This window comes from Ornithinimicrobium sp., from assembly GCF_035267225.1.
In the GTDB taxonomy this organism is placed as follows: Bacteria; Actinomycetota; Actinomycetes; order Actinomycetales; family Dermatophilaceae; genus Ornithinicoccus.
In genome coordinates this window covers 13,340-30,037 of the sequence record NZ_DATFMA010000018.1, presented here as the reverse complement: position 1 = coordinate 30,037, position 16,698 = coordinate 13,340, and the positions used below count along the sequence as shown (strand labels likewise).

Sequence of the window (16,698 nt, the reverse complement as noted above, 5' to 3'; positions counted from 1 at the left end):
CGCTGTGGTGGCCGGCGTGCTCGACGGCTTCCCCCTGCTGGTCTCCGTGGTCGCTCTGGGCACCACCGTCGCCGCCGTCTGGGCCCTCACGACCCAGCCGTACTGGGTGTATACGACGTTCCTCACTCCCGCCGTGATCCTCCAGACCTCCGGCGGGACGAGTCCGATGCTGTGGGCCGACCTGCAGCGCGTGGCCTTCACCGTGGTCGCGGCCGCCGTCGCGGTGGGTGTGCTGGCCGTCGGCCACCGGATGCTCCAGCGACGGTGAACGCCCACTGGCGGACCGCGCCCGGCAGCAGGGGTGTCCGCCCTCGCCTGGCAATGAGAAGATGGCCTACGACGTCAGCGAATGCCGCTTTCGGCCCGTGAGGAAGGCAGGATCCAGGTGAGCATCGAGCCCGACATGCCGTGGTGGCAGAAGCTCCTGATGGCGTTGAAAGTGTGGCGTCCGCCCCATCGCACCAAGCACCACGACGTCAAGAACATGCCGCGCCCGGAGCCGCCGCCGGTCACCGGCGCCTACGGCAACGAGGTCGTCTCCAAGCCCCAGCGTCGAGTGCCGCAGCGTAAGGACGCCACGCCCTGAGCGAGGTCCTCGACCGCTTCTCCGCCCCTACCCGCGCCTGGTTCGACGCGTCCTTTCCCGGTCCCACCGCAGCGCAGGTGGGAGCCTGGGATGCGATCAGCCGCGGCGAGCACACCCTGGTCGTCGCCCCCACTGGCTCCGGGAAGACCCTTTCTGCTTTCCTCTGGGCCATCGACCGGCTCTGGGCGGCGCCGGCCATACCCGACGCACCGCGCTGCCGCGTGGTGTACGTCTCCCCGCTCAAAGCGCTCGCCGTCGACGTGGAGCGCAACCTGCGCTCCCCACTCGTCGGCATCCGTCACGCCGCTCACCGCCTGGGGACACCAGTGCAGGATCTCTCGGTGGCCATCCGCTCCGGGGACACCACCGCCACCGAGCGGCGCGCCTTCGCCAAACAGGGCGCCGACATCCTCATCACCACACCCGAGTCCCTCTTCCTGTTGCTCACCTCGGCGGCGAGGACGGCGCTGGCCGGCGTGCAGACGGTCATCGTCGACGAGGTCCATGCGGTCGCCGGCACCAAGCGAGGGGCGCACCTCGCGCTCACCCTGGACCGCCTCGACGCTCGGCTGAGCCACCCCGCCCAGCGCATCGGCCTGTCGGCGACCGTGCGACCTGTCGACGAAGTCGGCCGTTACCTCGCCGGCGGCCGTCCGATGAGCACGGTCCAACCCCCGTCGCACAAGCAGTGGGACCTGCGAGTCAGCGTTCCCGTCGCCGACATGACCGACCCCGGGTACGTGCAGCCGAGAGCCGGTGAGCCCACGCAGGCCCCTCCTTCCGACGAGGCCACGGCACCTTCGGCGCCGGGGGCGCCGCCGGCGCCCGACGACGGCTTCGAGGCCGGTGTCGGCCCGGTGCTTCCGGATGACCAGGACGGCTTCTGGAACCCAGCGCCGGACCCTGCCGAACGGGCCTCCATCTGGCCGCACGTGGAGCGCGAGGTGGTGGACCTCGTCTCCCAGCAGACGTCGACCCTGGTCTTCGCCAACTCCCGCCGGCTGGCCGAGCGCCTCACCTCCCGGCTCAACGAGGAGTGGGACGAGCGGCACGGCCACCCCAACGACGGCGCCGCCACCGATGAGACACCGCGAGACTCGAGGCCGGGTGCACCTGCCCCCGCTCAGGTGATGGCGCAGTCGGGGTCATCGGCGGCAGCCCCCGCCGTCCTCGCGCGCGCACACCACGGGTCGGTGAGCAAGGAGCACCGGGCGGAGATCGAGGACGCTCTGAAGTCGGGGCGACTGCCCGCCGTGGTGGCGACCAGCTCTCTCGAGCTCGGCATCGACATGGGCGCGGTGGACCTGGTGGTGCAGGTCGAGTCGCCACCCAGCGTCGCCAGCGGGCTGCAGCGGGTGGGGCGGGCCGGGCACCAGGTGGGCGCCGTCTCACGCGGGACGTTCTACCCCAAGCACCGGGGGGACCTCGTCCAGACCGCGGTCGTCGTCCAGCGGATGCAGGAAGGCGAGATCGAGGCCCTGCAGGTGCCTCGCAACCCCCTCGACGTGCTGGCCCAGCAGGTCGTGGCCATGACCGCCCTGGACGAATGGCCGGTCGACGCGATGTTCGACCTCGTCCGCCGCAGCGCGTCCTTCTCCTCCCTGCCGCGACCCTTGTTCGAGGCCACACTGGACATGCTCGCCGGCCGCTACCCGGGCGAGGACTTCGCCGACCTGCGCCCCCGGCTGGTGTGGGACCGGGTGGCGGGCACGCTCACGGCCCGTCGCGGCGCCCAGCTGCTGGCGGTGACCTCCGGGGGCACCATCCCCGACCGCGGCCTCTACGCCGTCATGCTGGCGACCGGCGACGGTCCGGGTCGTCGGGTGGGTGAGCTCGACGAGGAGATGGTCTACGAGTCACGCGTCGGAGACGTGTTCACGCTCGGAACCACCTCCTGGCGGGTGGAGGACATCACACGAGACCAGGTCCTGGTGACACCGGCGCCCGGCCAGATCGGGCGGCTGCCGTTCTGGAAGGGTGACGCCATCGGACGACCCGCCGAGCTCGGTCGTGCCGTCGGCACCTTCGTACGCGAGACCGCGGCGCAGCCTCGCGCCGAGGCCGAGCGTGAGCTGGCCGTTCGCGGCTTGGACGGACACGCCGTCACTAACCTGCTGGACTACCTCGGAGAGCAGCACGAGGAGACCGGACGCGTTCCGGACGACCGCACCTTGGTGGTCGAGCGGTTCCGGGACGAGATCGGCGACTGGCGCGTGGTGGTGCACAGTCCCTACGGCACGCCCGTGCACGCGCCGTGGGCCCTGTGCGTCGCGGCCAGGATGCGCGAGCGGTTCGGTGCCGACGTGCAAGCCATGGCCGCCGACGACGGGATCGTACTCCGGCTGCCCGACCTCGTCGACGATGAGGGAGGCCGCTCGAGCAGCCTCGACGCCGATCTGCTGGATCTACTGACGCTGGATCCGGACGAGGTGCACGACCTGGTCACCACCGAGATCGGCGGCTCGGCGTTGTTCGCGGCGCGGTTTCGCGAGTGCGCCGCCCGGGCACTGCTGCTTCCGCGGCGCTCCCCCGGGCGCCGCCAACCGCTGTGGCAACAGCGCCAGCGCTCGGCTCAGCTCCTGGAGGTGGCCTCCCGCTATCCCACGTTCCCGATCGTCCTGGAGACGGTCCGGGAGTGCGTGCAGGACGTCTACGACGTCGATGCGCTCCAGCGGCTCATGGGTGAGCTGGCCGCGCGCACCGTCACGATGGTGAGCCTCACGACGCAGAGCGCCTCACCCTTCGCCCGGTCACTGCTGATGGGGTACATCGCGCAGTTCCTGTACGAGGGTGACTCCCCGCTGGCCGAGCGCCGCGCGGCCGCCCTGTCGCTGGACCCGGCCCTCCTGGCGGAGCTGCTCGGCCGCGGCGAGGGTGCACAGCTGCGTGACCTGCTGGACCCCCAGGTGATCGCGGACACCGCGGAGCAGCTCCAGCGCCTGAGCGCGGACCGAGCGTGCCGGGACTCGGCTGAGGTGGTCGACCTGCTGCGGACGCTCGGCCCGCTCACCACCGACGAGGTCACCCAGCGCGTCGTGGCCGACTCGCGAGGCGACGTGCCGGCGTGGCTGGGCGACCTGCTCGAGCGACGCCGGGTGATCGAGGTCCTCATCGCCGGCGAGCGGCGATGGGCGGACGCCCAGGACGCGGCCCGCCTCCGGGACGCCCTGGGGGTCGCCCTGCCGGTCGGGGTACCTGCGGTTTTCACCGAGCCGGTGGCGGACCCCCTGGGGGATCTGGTGACGCGCTATGCCCGTACCCATACACCGTTCACGCTGGACGAGCTCGCGAGCCGGCTCGGGATCGGGAGGGCCGTGGCGCACGAGGCGGTGCGGCGCCTGATCGACTCCGGTCGCGTGGTGCAGGGGGCACTGCGCCCTCTCGAGGGGTCGACGAACGGGGTAGGCGGCGCCGAGGACCTGTGCGACGCGGACGTGCTGCGCATGCTGCGCCGCCGCTCCCTCGCGGCGCTGCGACAGGAGGTCGAGCCGGTGACCCAGGACACCTACGCGCGGTTCCTGCTCGGCTGGCAGTCGGTCGGCGAGCTGCGCGGCGTCGACGGTGTCCACCGGGCGGTCGAGCAGCTCGCCGGAGTGCAGCTCCCGGCCAGCGCGGTAGAGACACTGGTGCTGCCGGCCCGGGTCCGCGACTACTCCCCCGCCATGCTGGACGAGCTGATGACCGCCGGCGAGGTCCTCTGGCAGGGTCACGCCTCACTCCCCGGCGACGACGGGTGGGTGTCTCTGCATCTGGCCGAGTCGGCGCACCTGACGCTGGCTCCGGCCTCGGCCGCCGCCGGTTCGGCCGCGGATGCCCCCGAGCACGCTGCCCGGGTCCTCCGGGTCCTGGAGCACGGCGGGTCCTACTTCTTCCGGGCCCTCGCCGATGCCGTCAGCGCCGGCGGGCCTGTCGACGACGCGGCCCTGGTGGAGACGATGTGGCAGCTGGTGTGGTCCGGCCGGCTGACCGGTGACACCCTCGCTGGGCTGCGCATGCTGCTCTCGGGAGGCAAGAACGCGCACAAGTCGCGGCGCGCAGCGACCCGCACCAGTCGGTCGACCCGCTGGTCGCGGCCCTCCCCAGGCCTGACGGGGGCATCCCGGGCGGACCGGCCCCGGATGCCGAGCCGACAGGGGCCGCCCGCTGCGGCGGGCCGGTGGTCCCTGTTGCCCGAACCGGAGGCTGAGACCACCGTCCGCGCGGTGGCCACGGCCGAGCAGCTGCTGGACCGCTACGGCGTCGTGACGCGCGGCAGCGTCATGGCGGAGGGCATCGAAGGCGGCTACGCCGGTGTATACCGCGTCCTCGCCTCGGCCGAGGAGTCGGGTCGGGTGCGCCGGGGCTACTTCGTGGAGCATCTCGGGGCGGCCCAGTTCGGGTCCACCGGGGCGGTGGACCGGATGCGAGCCCTGTCGGACACTTTGGCGCGGGGCTCTGGGAAGCCCGAGCCGCACGCCATGCTGCTGGCCGCCACCGACCCGGCCAATCCCTACGGCGCCTCAGTCACCTGGCCGCTCCGGGAGGGCCCGGAAGCCGGGTCCTCCAGCCAGGATGCTGCGGAGCCCGCGCCGGCCCACCGGCCGGGCCGGAAGGCGGGCGCGCTGGTGGTGCTGGTCGACGGAGCGCTGGCGCTGTACCTCGAGCGTGGTGGGCGCACCGCGTTGACGTTCACCGACGACGAGGAGGCGCTCGGCGCGGTGGCCGCCGTGCTCGCCGACCACGTACGCCATCGGACTCTCACCTCGCTCACCGTGGCCAAGATCGACGGAGCCCCGGTCTTGTCGAGCGGCCATCCGCTGACTCACGCCCTGCGCGACGCCGGGTTCCACACCGCGCCGCAAGGCTTGCGGATGCGGCGCTGAACCATGCCGGAAGGAGATGCCGTCTGGCGGACTGCGCGACGGCTGCACACCGCGCTCGTCGGCGACCCGATCGTCGCCAGCGACCTGCGGGTGCCCTCCTTGGCCACCGTGGACCTCAGCGGCCGTCGGACGGTCGAGGTCGTCTCACGCGGCAAGCACCTGCTGCACCGGATGGAGGGCGGCCTCACTCTGCACAGCCACCTCCGCATGGAGGGTCGGTGGAAGGTCTACCGCGGGCGGGGTCGGGAGTCGGTGCGCCGATCCCAGCGCCACACCATCCGGGCCATCGTCGTGACCGAGTCCGTCGCCGCGGCCGGTGAGACCCTGGGGATGGTGGACCTGGTGCGCACCGACCAGGAGTCCCGGGTGGTCGGGCACCTCGGACCCGATCTGCTCGACCCTGCCTACGACGGGGGCACCGCGCTGGCCAACCTCCTGCGCCGGCCGGAGCGCACCGTCACCGAGGCCCTGCTCGACCAGCGCAACCTCGCCGGGATCGGCACGATCTTCGCCTCCGAGCCCCTGTTCCTGCACGGAGTCAACCCGTGGGCCTCGGTCGAACAGGTGGGCGAGAGCGAGCTGGCCGCTCTGGTGGACACGGCACGCCGACTGCTCATCCAGAGCTGCCGGCTGGGCCGCACCACGATCACCGGACGCAGCGACTATCTTGACGACGCCTGGGTGCACGGGAGGGTGGGGCTGCCGTGCCTACGGTGCGCGAGCACCATCCGGCTGGCGACGATCGGCACCCAGCCGCAGGAGCGTGTCATGTTCTACTGCCCCTCGTGCCAGGCTGGCCTGGCACCCACGGACGACGGGACCCGTCAGTCGCCACTCGGGCATGGCCGCGAGAGACGCGAGTGAAACGGATCAGGCCGCGGGCGTGACCGAGACGTCCGCGTCCACGGCACTGCGGTGGGTCAGCGCATCGCGGTGGATCGGCTTGGCCAGGCCCCCTGCCAGCATGGCGTTCATCTGCTGCTCGGAGGCCTCGGCGAGACTCACCCGGTCCGACACACTGCTGAGCATGTCGCCCATGGACATGTCCAGCGCCTTGCAGATCGATGCGAGCAGCTCTGAGGATGCCTCTTTCTCGCCTCGCTCCACCTCCGACAGGTAACCCAAGGAGACCGCGGCGCTGGCTGAGACCTCGCGCAGGGTCCGGCCCTGACCTTGGCGTTGCTCGCGCAGCACGTCACCGAGCTCGCGTCGCAGAAGCACCATGGGCCGTCCCTCCTTCGCCGTCGGTCATCAGCATGAACCGGGTCGTCGTCTCTCTTCGTGCGTCACGCCGATGCGGGGTGATGGTCCTACGGTACCCCGCGGTCCCCGGCTTCCGTCGAGGGTGGTGCCCCGGGCAGTGTCCGTAAGGCCAACACCAAGGCCGCACACACCGTCTTCTCACGGATCTCGGGCCGAGAGCCGCACAACATCAACGCCCGCTGCGCATGTACTTCTTCCCCGTCCGCGTCACGCATCTGCACCGCGAGATGCACCGTGCCGACCGGATGGCCCTCGCTGGGGTCCGGGCCCGCCACCCCGGTGGTCGCGATGGCAAGGTCACTGCCGAGGACGCGCCTCGCCCCGGCGGCCATCGCCTCGGCGCACGCCCGGCTGACCGCACCGTGCTCCTGCAGCACCCGCTCCGGCACTCCGAGGACGGCCCGCTTCACCCCGGGTGCATAGGCCACCACGGCGCCGCGCACGACCGCACTGGCCCCCGGCACTCGGACGAGCCGTTCGGTGAGCAGGCCCCCGGTCAGCGACTCGGCCGCCCCCAGGGTGAGCCCCCGCTGGGCGCACCGGGTGACGAGCTCGACCGCCAGACGGTCAGGGTCGTCGAGCTCAGGCCGCGACATCCGAGCCGCGCCAGATCCGCCACGCCTGCGCGAGGTAGTCGATGCCGGTGACCACGGTGACCGCCAGGGCCGCGTACATGACGACGAGTCCGAGCAGGTGGAGCAGACCGGTCAGCGGAAGGATCAACAGCACCAGACCGACGGACTGCAGTGCCGTCTTGAGCTTGCCGCCCCGGCTGGCCGGCATCACGCCACGACGGATGATCACGAAGCGCAACACCGTGATGCCGATCTCGCGCACCATGATCACGACGGTCACCCACCAGGCCAGCTCGCCCAGGAGCGACAGGCAGATCAGGGCTGCGCCGGTCAGCGCTTTGTCCGCAATCGGGTCGGCGATCTTGCCGAAGTCGGTCACCAGGCCCTGGCGTCGCGCGAGGTCGCCGTCCAGCCAGTCCGTCGCGATGGCCACGACGAAGATGACGGCGGCCCAGATCCGCATGGCGGAAGAGCCGCCGTCGTCGGCGACGAACACGACCACGAACACCGGGACGAGCGCGATCCGCAGCACGGTCAGCGCGTTGGGCACGTTCCACACACTGGGCTTCGATGAACTGGACGGGGCACTCATCGGGCACCGGTCACCGCCTTGGTGCGATCCTCGCCGTTCTGGCGTCCCTCGAGCACCCGGGCGATGAGGTCGACTCCGGCGCTGTCGCAGACCTCGGCCCGGACGAGGTCACCCACCTCGAGGTGCCCGCCTGCGAGCAGCGTGGTGGTGCCGTCGACGTCCGGCCCCTGCTGCTCCGCCCGCCCCGACACCTCCCCGGTCTCGGGGTCCCACTCCTCGACGAGCACGCTCACGCACTGGCCGATCCGGTCGGCGGCCCGCTGGGCGCTCAGCTCCTCCACCCAGGCACTGACCCGGTTGACCCGCTCGGCGATGACGTGCTCAGGGTGCTTGCCGGCATGCTGCTGCGCCTCCGTGCCGTCCTCGTCGGAGTAGCCGAACACACCGACGACGTCCAACCGGGCCTGCTCGAGGAAGGACATGAGCTCGGTCACGTCCTCCTCGGTCTCCCCCGGGAACCCGACGATCACGTTGGTGCGCACCCCGGCCTCCGGCAGCCGCTCACGCACCTGGCCCAGCAACCCCAGGAAGGACTCGCGGTCACCGAACCGCCGCATCCGCCGCAGCAGCGGCCCGGACGCATGCTGGAAGGAGATGTCGAAGTAGGGGACCACCCCGGGGGTGTGCGCCATCACCTCGAGCAGGCTGGGGCGGATCTCCGCAGGCTGCAGGTAGGACACGCGGACCCGCTCGATCCCCGACACGGCGGCTAGCTCGGGCAGCAGCCGCTCCAACAGCGTCAGGTCGCCCAGGTCCTTGCCGTAGGAGGTCGTGTTCTCGCTGACCAGGAAGAGCTCGCGCACTCCGCGCTCGGCCAGCCACCGGGCCTCGGTGAGGATCTCGTCGGGCTGACGCGAGACGAACGCCCCGCGAAAAGTGGGGATCGCACAGAAGGCGCAGCGCCGGTCACAACCGGAGGCGATCTTCAGCGGCGCCCAGGGCGCCTCACCGAGACGCGCCCGCAGCACCGGGGGCCCGGACGCCGGCGCGACCTGGCTCAGCGGCGCCTGGCCGTGACCGGGCAGGGAGACGGCGCCGGCGCCGGGACGCGCTGCCGGGGCCAGGGGCAGCAGCGTGCGCCGGTCGCGAGGGACGTGCGGCGTCACGGACCCACCGTCGAGGATGGTGCGCAGGTGCTCCGACATGTCGGCGTAGGAGTCGAAACCCAGCACGGCGTCCGCCTCCGGCAGCTCTGCGGCCAGGTCAGCGCCGTAGCGTTCGGCCAGGCACCCGACCGCCACGACGGCCTGGGTGCGTCCGGTCTCCTTCAGCTCACCCGCCTCCAGCAGCGTGTCGATCGAGTCCTTCTTGGCCTGCTCGACGAAGCCGCAGGTGTTGACCACCGCCACGTCCGCGTCGGCGGCGTCGGCGACCAGCCGCCAGCCCTGTTGCTGCAGCCGCCCGGCGAGCTCCTCGGAGTCGACCTCGTTGCGGGTGCAGCCCAGGGTCACGAGGGCGACGCTGGGCTCGGTGGGCATAGGGGGCAGCCTAGAGGTCATCGGCGGAACTTGATGAGCGTCAGCCCCAGCAGCCGCGCGATCACGAGGGCGACGTAGTTCATCCCGGTCAGCATCTGCAGCATGACCACCGAGCGGGCAAAGTTGGCGCCGGCCCGGACGTCGGGGCTGTCCGACGTGTTGGGCGCGATGTCGGACAGACCGGTGCCGGTCAGCGTGGTGGTGGACAGGAACAGCAGCTCGAACCAGCTCAGCGGCCGGATCTCCCCGCCGACCGAGAAGGAGTCGGGCAGGATGATCTGCACCGCCCCGTAGGTGTACGCGAAGGCCCAGACCAGGACGGTGAACGTGGCCCCGGTCGCCAGCAGCTCGTCCCGGCTCACCCACGCATCGGCGAACATGTACCGCAGGAGCGACACCGCCGTATAGAAGTAGAAGACGGCGTGTGCGCAGTTGGAGACGAAGGAGATCCACGCGACGTCGCTCCAGACCGCCTCCGCCAGGGTGAGGACGACCACCGGTGCGCCGAGCGTGTAGGCGAGCACGCGGGTCGACGGGGTGCGGTTGACGGCCATCACCGCGACGGCGAGCACGAAGAGCCCGAAGATCGAGATGACGGTCCGCCCGGCGCCGGCCTCGTCGGTGAAGGGGAAGACGAGGATCCCGAGGAGCTGGGCTGCCAGCAGCACTCCGGAGGGGTGCTCACGGATGGCGTCCCACCACCGCTGAAGCCGGTTGCGACCGGCCGCGCCTGCGTAGGTGAACATGGGACGACGATAGTCAGCGGTGGTCGGTCAGCGCCCAGGCGTCGGTGCTGGAATCCTCGTCGTCGGTGTCGGGCTCGTCGAACTGCGACTCGACCGGGTCCACGGCCACGGCGTCCCGACCCGGGTCGTCCACGCCTCCGGTCGGCGAGTCACCTTGCAGGGCAGCCAGCGTGGCGGCGAGGTCGTCCGGCTTGACCAGCACGTCGCGCGCCTTGCTTCCCTCCGACGGCCCGACGATCTCGCGCGACTCCATGAGATCCATCAACCGGCCCGCCTTGGCAAAGCCCACCCGGAGCTTGCGCTGGAGCATCGAGGTCGACCCGAACTGGGTAGTGATGACCTGCTCGGCCGCCTGCAGCAGCAGGTCGAGGTCGTCACCGATGTCCTCGTCGACCTGCTTCTTCGCCGCAGCCGCGGTCACGTCCTCACGGTAGACCGGCTTGAGCTGCCCGGTGACATGCGAGACGACAGCCGTGATCTCGGTCTCGGTCACCCACGCACCCTGCACACGCATGGTCTTCGCCGCACCCATGGGCAGGAACAGCCCGTCACCCTGGCCGATGAGCTTCTCCGCGCCGGGCTGGTCCAGCACGACGCGGGAGTCGGTGACCGAGCTGGTCGAGAAGGCCATCCGGCTGGGGACGTTCGCCTTGATCAAACCCGTCACCACGTCCACCGACGGCCGCTGGGTCGCCAGCACGAGGTGGATGCCCGCCGCACGGGCCAGCTGCGTGATCCGGACCACCGAGTCCTCGACGTCGCGGGGCGCGACCATCATCAAGTCGGCGAGCTCGTCCACCACCACGAGCAGGTAGGGGTAGGGGGAGAGCACCCGCTCTGAGCCGGGTGGGGCCGAGATGCTGCCCGCCCGCACGGCCTTGTTGAAGTCGTCGACGTGCTTGAACCCGAACGCAGACAGGTCGTCGTAGCGCTGGTCCATCTCCTTGACCACCCACGCCAGCGCCTCGGCCGCCTTCTTCGGGTTGGTGATGATCGGGGTGATCAGGTGCGGGATGCCCTCGTAGGCGGTCAGCTCCACCCGCTTGGGGTCGACCAGGATCATCCGGACCTCGTCCGGGGTGGCCCGCATCAGCACCGAGGTGATCATCGAGTTGATGAAGCTCGACTTGCCCGAGCCGGTGGCCCCGGCGACCAGCAGGTGCGGCATCTTGGCCAGGTTGGCGATGACGTACCCGCCCTCGACGTCCTTGCCCACGCCCATGACCATGGGGTGCACGTTGTTGCGTGCCGCCTGGCTGCGCAGCACGTCGCCGAGGCTGACGTTCTCGCGGTCGGTGTTCGGGATCTCGACCCCGACCGCCTTCTTGCCCGGGATGGGCGACAGGATGCGCACGTCGGCGGAGGCGACGCTGTAGGCGATGTTCTTGCTCAGCGCCGTGATCCGCTCCACCTTGACCCCCGGCCCGAGCTCCACCTCGTAGCGGGTGACGGTCGGGCCGCGCATGAACCCCGTGACGTGCGCGTCGATCCCGAAGTCCTCGAGGACGCCGGTCAGCGCGTCCACGACGTGGTCGTTGGCCTGGGACCGAGTCTTGTGCGGGCTGCCCGCCTGCAGCACCGTGTTCTCCGGCAAGGTGTAGGTGACGTCCCCCGCCAGCATCAGCTGCTCGACCCGCTGAGGCAGCGGGTTGGTCGGCGGCGCCTGCAGTTCTTCGGTGGCGTCCTCATGCGACTCCTGCGCACCGGGGATGGGTTCGGTGCGCTCGCCGTCCTTGCCCGACGCCGGCCGGGCTCGTCCGGCGCCCGCCGAGGTCCCGCGACTCTTGGCCCCGTCAGCGGGGGCGGCCTTGGCTTCCCCACTGCGCAACGACCGGCGTGCGCTCTTCTCGACCTGGGCGGCCTGGTCGAAGGCCTGTTCACCGTCAGAGGAGGAGGCGCGTGCCCGGGGGCGCCGCGAGCCGCGCGGTCCTCCCCCGGCGCCATCGTGACGGAAGCGACTGGAGTTGAAGAGATGCTCCTCGGCCTCGGCCAGCCGTTGCGGGATGCGGTGGACCGGGGTGGCGGTGAGGACGAGCAGCCCGAAGACCGTGAGCAGCACGAGGATGGTCACGGCCCCGAAGACCGTGATGCCGGCGGTGAGGGGTGCGGCGACCATGAAGCCGAGCACCCCACCCGCGGCGCGCAGGGCGGCGTAGCCCTCGGCGAAGTCCGGTGCCCCGGCGGCCAGGTGAGTCAGCCCACAGACCGCGAAGGTGAGGGCGAGAGTGCCGACCACCATCCGGTGATGCGCCACGTCCTCCCGGGGAGCACGCAGCATCCGGATGCCGAAGCCCACCAGCACCAGCGGCAGCACCAGCGCGACCATGCCCAGGGTCCCGGCCACCACGGCGTGGATGGCGTCGCCGAACCGGCCGTCCAGCCCCCACCACTCGCGCAGCGCCACGACGAAGGCCAAGGCGAGGAGGGTGAGACCGAGGCCGTCGCGGCGGTGCTCCGGCTCCAGGTCCTGGGCGCTGCCGGAGACACTGCGCACGGCCCCACCCGCGACGCCGGCGACGGCCATCCAGGCCCCTTTCGTCACCCGCCACAGCCAGGGACCCTCGGGGTGGAACGTGTCGGTGCTTCGGCGGGACGCGGTGGAGCGCCCTGCCCGGCTCGAGCCACCCGAGCTCTTCTTGCGCGGCGCCGCACTGCTCCCCCCGGAGCGGCTTCGCGTGGTCGTCGTCGCAGTAGGGGTCACCGTTGCACCGTACGCCAGAATCACCCGCGTATCACGCGTCACACGCACCACAGGCGGGCTACCCCGGCTGCGCGACGGCCTGCGGCTACCCCAGGCGGGCCCACACCGCGTCGTGGTCGGAACCGGGGATCCGCTCCTGCCCCGCGTCAACGACCTCCCACCCGCGCACCAGAACGTGGTCGAGGCCGACGAAAGCGGGAACGAGACGGCCACGCGGCCAGGTCCTCACCCAGCCGGGCGCGGTCCGCTGCTGAGCATCGGTCATCCCCGTCTGGAGGCGTCTGAGCGCGGGATGGCCCGACGAGGCGTTGAAGTCACCGGCCATGACGACCGGCGTCTGCCGACCCTGAGCTCGCTGCCAGTCGCCGAGCGCACGCAGCTCCTCGGACCACTGCGGCAGGGTCGGCGGGACGGGGTGGGCGCCGAACAACAGCCACGACCGCCCGGTCTCGCTCTCAGGCTCGACCCGGACGACGACCTGGTCGAAGAAGAAGGTGGGCGTGCCCGGTTCGGGGCTGTGGGGCTGCGCGGTGAAGACCACGGTCCCGCCGGCGTCCAGACGCGTCCCGCCGCTCCGGTAGGGCAGTGCCTGCGGGATGCCGCTCGCCTCGACTTCCTGCAGGGCCTGCGGGGTGACCTCGAGCAGCACCAGGGCATCGACGTCCACACGCCGGACGGCCTGCTCGACCGCCTCGATCTCACCCTGCCCGAAGAGCAGGTTGCTGGCCATCACGACGGTGTCACCGCGACCGGGTGGACGCAGCTCGGGCTGCACCCACCACGGCCAGGCCAGTATCAGCATGGGTACGAGCAACACGGCGGTCAGCACGGTGAGGAGCCACCGGCGAGCCCAGAGCGCCACCACCAGCAGAAGCACGAGGCTGGCGCCGGCCACCGGCAGGGCGCACTGCAGGGCGACGACCACGACACCGCCCTCAACCCATCGCAGCCCGAGCAGACCGGCCACGAGCAGCAGCCACGCCCCGCCGACCACCCCCACGATGGTGCGCACGTCGATCAGCCTAGTGCGAGCTCACGGACGGACATCGTGCCGTCAGGAAGAACCCGGTGCCTGCCACGGCGTTCTCCGAGGGAATGGTGAAGGGTCGGCGCCCGGACGGGCGCCGACCCTGGTCGGTCTGCTCGGACGACGCCGAGGGTCTCTGTGGCGAGCGTTGCTCAGCTTCGCAGGTGCTCGACCGGGCGCATCGAGCCGCCGAGGTGGAGCAGGGTGCGGTAGCCCAGGACGAAGCGGTCGACGACATCGGCGTCCTGGCTGCGTCGAGCGGACATGGCGTGGCCGATGGCAAACACGGCGACGACAGAGAGCGTGATGACGGTGATGAGGGCGAGCATGGCGGTGCCTCCTTGGCGAGCGCGAGGGAATGCTGTGTGCATCTGTGTTCCACTATGGACCCATCAACTAATAAGGACAAGTCACATCGACTGTTCTATTTATGTAAGATGCGCTACATGTTTAACCCAGAGCATCTGACCACGCTGCAAGCGGTCGTCGAGGAGGGCACGGTGCTGGCGGCGGCGGACCGACTCGGCATCACCGCCTCGGCGGTCAGCCAACAGCTGGGCCGACTGCAACGCGAGACCGGCCAACCGGTCATGGCGCGGCGCGGCCGTTCGTTGGAACCCACCGACGCGGCCGCGGTGCTGGTACGCATGGCTGAGCAGCTACGAGACCTGGACGAGTCCGCTCGGGCCGAGCTGGAGAGACTGCGCCAGGACGTCGGCGGCACCTTGGTGGTCTCGGGCTTCCCGACCGCCGTGTACGGCTTGCTGGCGCCGATGGCCGCCCGGCTGCAGCAGCGCCATCCCGACCTGGAGCTGACCGTACGAGAGCTGGCGCCCGAGGAGTCCGTGCCCGCAGTCCGGCGCGGCGAGGTGGACCTGGCGGTGGTGCACGACTGGACCGACCGGCACGTTCCGCTGCGCGACCGGGTCCACGTCTGGCCGGTCGGGCTCGACCCCGTCGACCTGGTGGCGCCGCACGACCACCGGCTCGTCATGCGGGAGGGCGGCGTCGACCTGGAGGACCTCGACGGCCAGGTGTGGATCGACGACTCACCCGGGGTGTTCAGTGACTGGCTGCTGAGCACACTGGAGTCACGCGACGTGCGCTACCGCGTCGGCGCCGCGGTGGACAGCGAGCGCGGCAAGGTCGCCTTGACGGCTGGCGGGTTCGGCCTGTGCCTCCTTCCCCGGCTGGGCCGGGAACAGCTCCCCGCAGATGTCGTGGCGCTCCCGTTGGTCGAGGCACCGACGAGGCGGGTGCTGGCCGTGCACCGCGACTCCAGCCACGGTCGCCCCGCCGTGCAGGCGGCCTTGGGCATCGTGCGCGAGGTGTGGGCAGAGCATGCGGACCTCCCGGACGTGGACCAGGTCTCGCTCTAGTGCTCGCCGTGACAACCCAGATGCTTGCTTATCTGAAAAAGCAAGGCAAAATCGTGACATGACTTCTGTCGTCACCGTGATCGGAGACGTCCGGGACTCGCGCTCGGCCCCCGACCGTCAGCAGCTCCACGACGTCCTCACCCTCGCCCTCGACGAGGTCTCGCGCGAGGTTCCGGGACGACACGCCCTGCGGGTGACAGCCGGCGACGAGTTCCAGGGCACGTATGTCCGTCTCGGCGAAGCACTGGCGGGGGTGTTCGCGCTGCGCCTGCGCCTGTCGCCGGAGGTCGGTGTGCGGTTCGGCATCGGCCGGGGGGATGTCACCGTGCTCGACGAGGCGACGGGGACCCAGGACGGTCCTGGCTGGTGGTCGGCCCGCGCGGCCATCGATGCGGTGAAGGCCGCCGAGCAGGAGACGGGCTGGTCGGCGACGCGCACGGCATACCGCTCGTCGCAGGAGTCGGACCCGGTGCAGGAGGCGGTGAACGCGGCACTGGTGTGTCAGGACCTGCTGGTTGACTCCTGGGACGCACGCACCTGGAGCATCGTGAGAGGGATCATGCAGGGCCGCACACACAGCGACATCGCCAGCGAGCTGGGCATCAGCCGCCAGGCGGTGCAGCAGCGGCGCAGCGCCGGCCTGCCCATGGTGCTGGCAGCCGCCGATCGCCTGGCGAGCCTGCCGTGAGCGTGGTCGCCCTGACCCTGCTGGGGCTCGCCGTGGCCGACGCCGTCCGGACCCGGGGGTGGCAGGACTCGCGTCGGGCCCGCATCCTCGGCTGGCTGGCCGGGCTCGTCACCCTGCTCGGGATGGCGCTGCTGTCCGGGGTGACCAGGGGAACGGACCTTGCCCTGCTCGGGCTCGCTGCGGCCCTCGTGGTCGGCTGGACCCTCACCGCGGGTGAGAGCGTGGTCCGCCGCCGCGGCGCCCGGCTGCCTCTCGGCGTACTGGCAGCGGGGTTCGCCGCCTTACTCCTGGGCTCGGGCTGGGCCTCCCCCGCTGGCGGTCTGCTCGAGGAGTGGCTGACGTGGTCGGGGCTACCCGCCACCGAAGGCGTCTTGGACGCCGACCGGGTGCTGCTCCTGGCCGGGCTGCTCGCGGTGCAGGTGGCCACCGGCAACGTCATCGTCCGCCTCGTGCTGATCGGGGTGGGAGCCATCCGCGACCCCGGGTTCCCCCAGCCCTCGGACCGGCTGCGCGGGGGCCGCCTGCTCGGGCCGATGGAGCGCCTGGTCATCCTGGGCTTGGGGCTTGCCGGCCAGGTGACGGCCGCGAGCCTGGTGATCGCGGCCAAGGGCTTGATCCGGTTCCCCGAGCTGCAGCACTCCCGCCAGGACGACGTCAGCCTGGAGGACTCCTTGGAGGTCTACGAGGTCACCGAGTACTTCCTGATCGGGAGCTTCGTCAGCTGGCTGGTCGCACTCACGGCGCTCGCGACCGCCCAGCTCGTGTGAGCACGGCCGCGCCTGCGTCGTCCTCCGACGCCCC

15 protein-coding genes are annotated in these 16,698 nt (G+C 71.2%); 7 read left to right on the top strand and 8 right to left on the bottom strand.

Annotated features, from left to right (window positions below; genetic code table 11):
* From VJ976_RS01145 to VJ976_RS01130, 4 genes are all read left to right on the top strand, one after another.
* Window positions 1–268, top strand: a 268-nt coding sequence (locus VJ976_RS01145) for a hypothetical protein (protein ID WP_324098085.1), incomplete at its 5' end; no start/stop codon positions are given.
* A 117-nt stretch (window positions 269–385) separates the two neighbouring features.
* Entirely contained in the window at window positions 386–586 is a 201-nt protein-coding gene (locus VJ976_RS01140) for a hypothetical protein (RefSeq protein WP_324098083.1), read from the top strand.
* Window positions 583–5,448: an Lhr family ATP-dependent helicase gene (locus VJ976_RS01135; protein WP_324098089.1), complete on the top strand. Its 4,866-nt coding sequence runs from the start codon at window positions 583–585 to the stop codon at window positions 5,446–5,448. The genes VJ976_RS01140 and VJ976_RS01135 overlap by 4 nt, the downstream gene beginning before the upstream one ends.
* 3 nt (window positions 5,449–5,451) lie before the next feature.
* The gene (locus tag VJ976_RS01130; RefSeq protein WP_324098081.1) at window positions 5,452–6,312 is read left to right on the top strand and encodes a DNA-formamidopyrimidine glycosylase family protein; all 861 of its coding nucleotides are present in this window, start codon (window positions 5,452–5,454) and stop codon (window positions 6,310–6,312) included.
* 6 nt (window positions 6,313–6,318) lie between these two features.
* On the opposite strand, the gene VJ976_RS01125 is transcribed toward VJ976_RS01130, so the two are convergent.
* The 8 genes from VJ976_RS01125 to VJ976_RS01090 form a co-directional block, all read right to left on the bottom strand.
* Complete coding sequence (locus tag VJ976_RS01125; RefSeq protein ID WP_324098079.1) at window positions 6,319–6,672, bottom strand: helix-turn-helix transcriptional regulator; 354 nt, start codon at window positions 6,670–6,672, stop codon at window positions 6,319–6,321.
* A gap of 86 nt (window positions 6,673–6,758) precedes the next feature.
* A complete protein-coding gene (locus VJ976_RS01120) occupies window positions 6,759–7,307 on the bottom strand; it encodes a nicotinamide-nucleotide amidohydrolase family protein (RefSeq protein ID WP_324098077.1) in 549 nt (182 codons plus the stop codon).
* The gene (gene pgsA / locus VJ976_RS01115) at window positions 7,294–7,878 is read right to left on the bottom strand and encodes a CDP-diacylglycerol--glycerol-3-phosphate 3-phosphatidyltransferase (protein WP_324098075.1); all 585 of its coding nucleotides are present in this window, start codon (window positions 7,876–7,878) and stop codon (window positions 7,294–7,296) included. The genes VJ976_RS01120 and pgsA overlap by 14 nt, the downstream gene beginning before the upstream one ends.
* A complete protein-coding gene (rimO, locus tag VJ976_RS01110; protein ID WP_324098073.1) occupies window positions 7,875–9,356 on the bottom strand; it encodes a 30S ribosomal protein S12 methylthiotransferase RimO in 1,482 nt (493 codons plus the stop codon). The genes pgsA and rimO overlap by 4 nt, the downstream gene beginning before the upstream one ends.
* 17 nt (window positions 9,357–9,373) lie before the next feature.
* Entirely contained in the window at window positions 9,374–10,102 is a 729-nt protein-coding gene (locus VJ976_RS01105; RefSeq protein WP_324098071.1) for an ion channel, read from the bottom strand.
* A gap of 13 nt (window positions 10,103–10,115) precedes the next feature.
* Entirely contained in the window at window positions 10,116–12,626 is a 2,511-nt protein-coding gene (locus tag VJ976_RS01100; protein ID WP_324098087.1) for an FtsK/SpoIIIE family DNA translocase, read from the bottom strand.
* Window positions 12,627–12,888: 262 nt separating this feature from the next.
* Window positions 12,889–13,815 (bottom strand): endonuclease/exonuclease/phosphatase family protein, encoded by a 927-nt coding sequence (locus VJ976_RS01095; protein ID WP_324098069.1) that lies wholly within the window; start codon window positions 13,813–13,815, stop codon window positions 12,889–12,891.
* Window positions 13,816–13,982: 167 nt separating this feature from the next.
* Window positions 13,983–14,159 (bottom strand): hypothetical protein, encoded by a 177-nt coding sequence (locus VJ976_RS01090; RefSeq protein WP_324098067.1) that lies wholly within the window; start codon window positions 14,157–14,159, stop codon window positions 13,983–13,985.
* A 36-nt stretch (window positions 14,160–14,195) separates the two neighbouring features.
* On the opposite strand from VJ976_RS01090, the gene VJ976_RS01085 reads away from it, so the two are divergent.
* The 3 genes from VJ976_RS01085 to VJ976_RS01075 are packed head-to-tail and all read left to right on the top strand — an operon-like array spanning window position 14,196 to window position 16,664.
* The gene (locus tag VJ976_RS01085) at window positions 14,196–15,209 is read left to right on the top strand and encodes a LysR family transcriptional regulator (protein WP_324098065.1); all 1,014 of its coding nucleotides are present in this window, start codon (window positions 14,196–14,198) and stop codon (window positions 15,207–15,209) included.
* A 58-nt stretch (window positions 15,210–15,267) separates the two neighbouring features.
* Window positions 15,268–15,897 (top strand): SatD family protein, encoded by a 630-nt coding sequence (locus tag VJ976_RS01080; RefSeq protein WP_324098063.1) that lies wholly within the window; start codon window positions 15,268–15,270, stop codon window positions 15,895–15,897.
* Window positions 15,894–16,664: a hypothetical protein gene (locus tag VJ976_RS01075; RefSeq protein WP_324098061.1), complete on the top strand. Its 771-nt coding sequence runs from the start codon at window positions 15,894–15,896 to the stop codon at window positions 16,662–16,664. The genes VJ976_RS01080 and VJ976_RS01075 overlap by 4 nt, the downstream gene beginning before the upstream one ends.
* The last annotated feature ends 34 nt before the right edge of the window (window positions 16,665–16,698 follow it).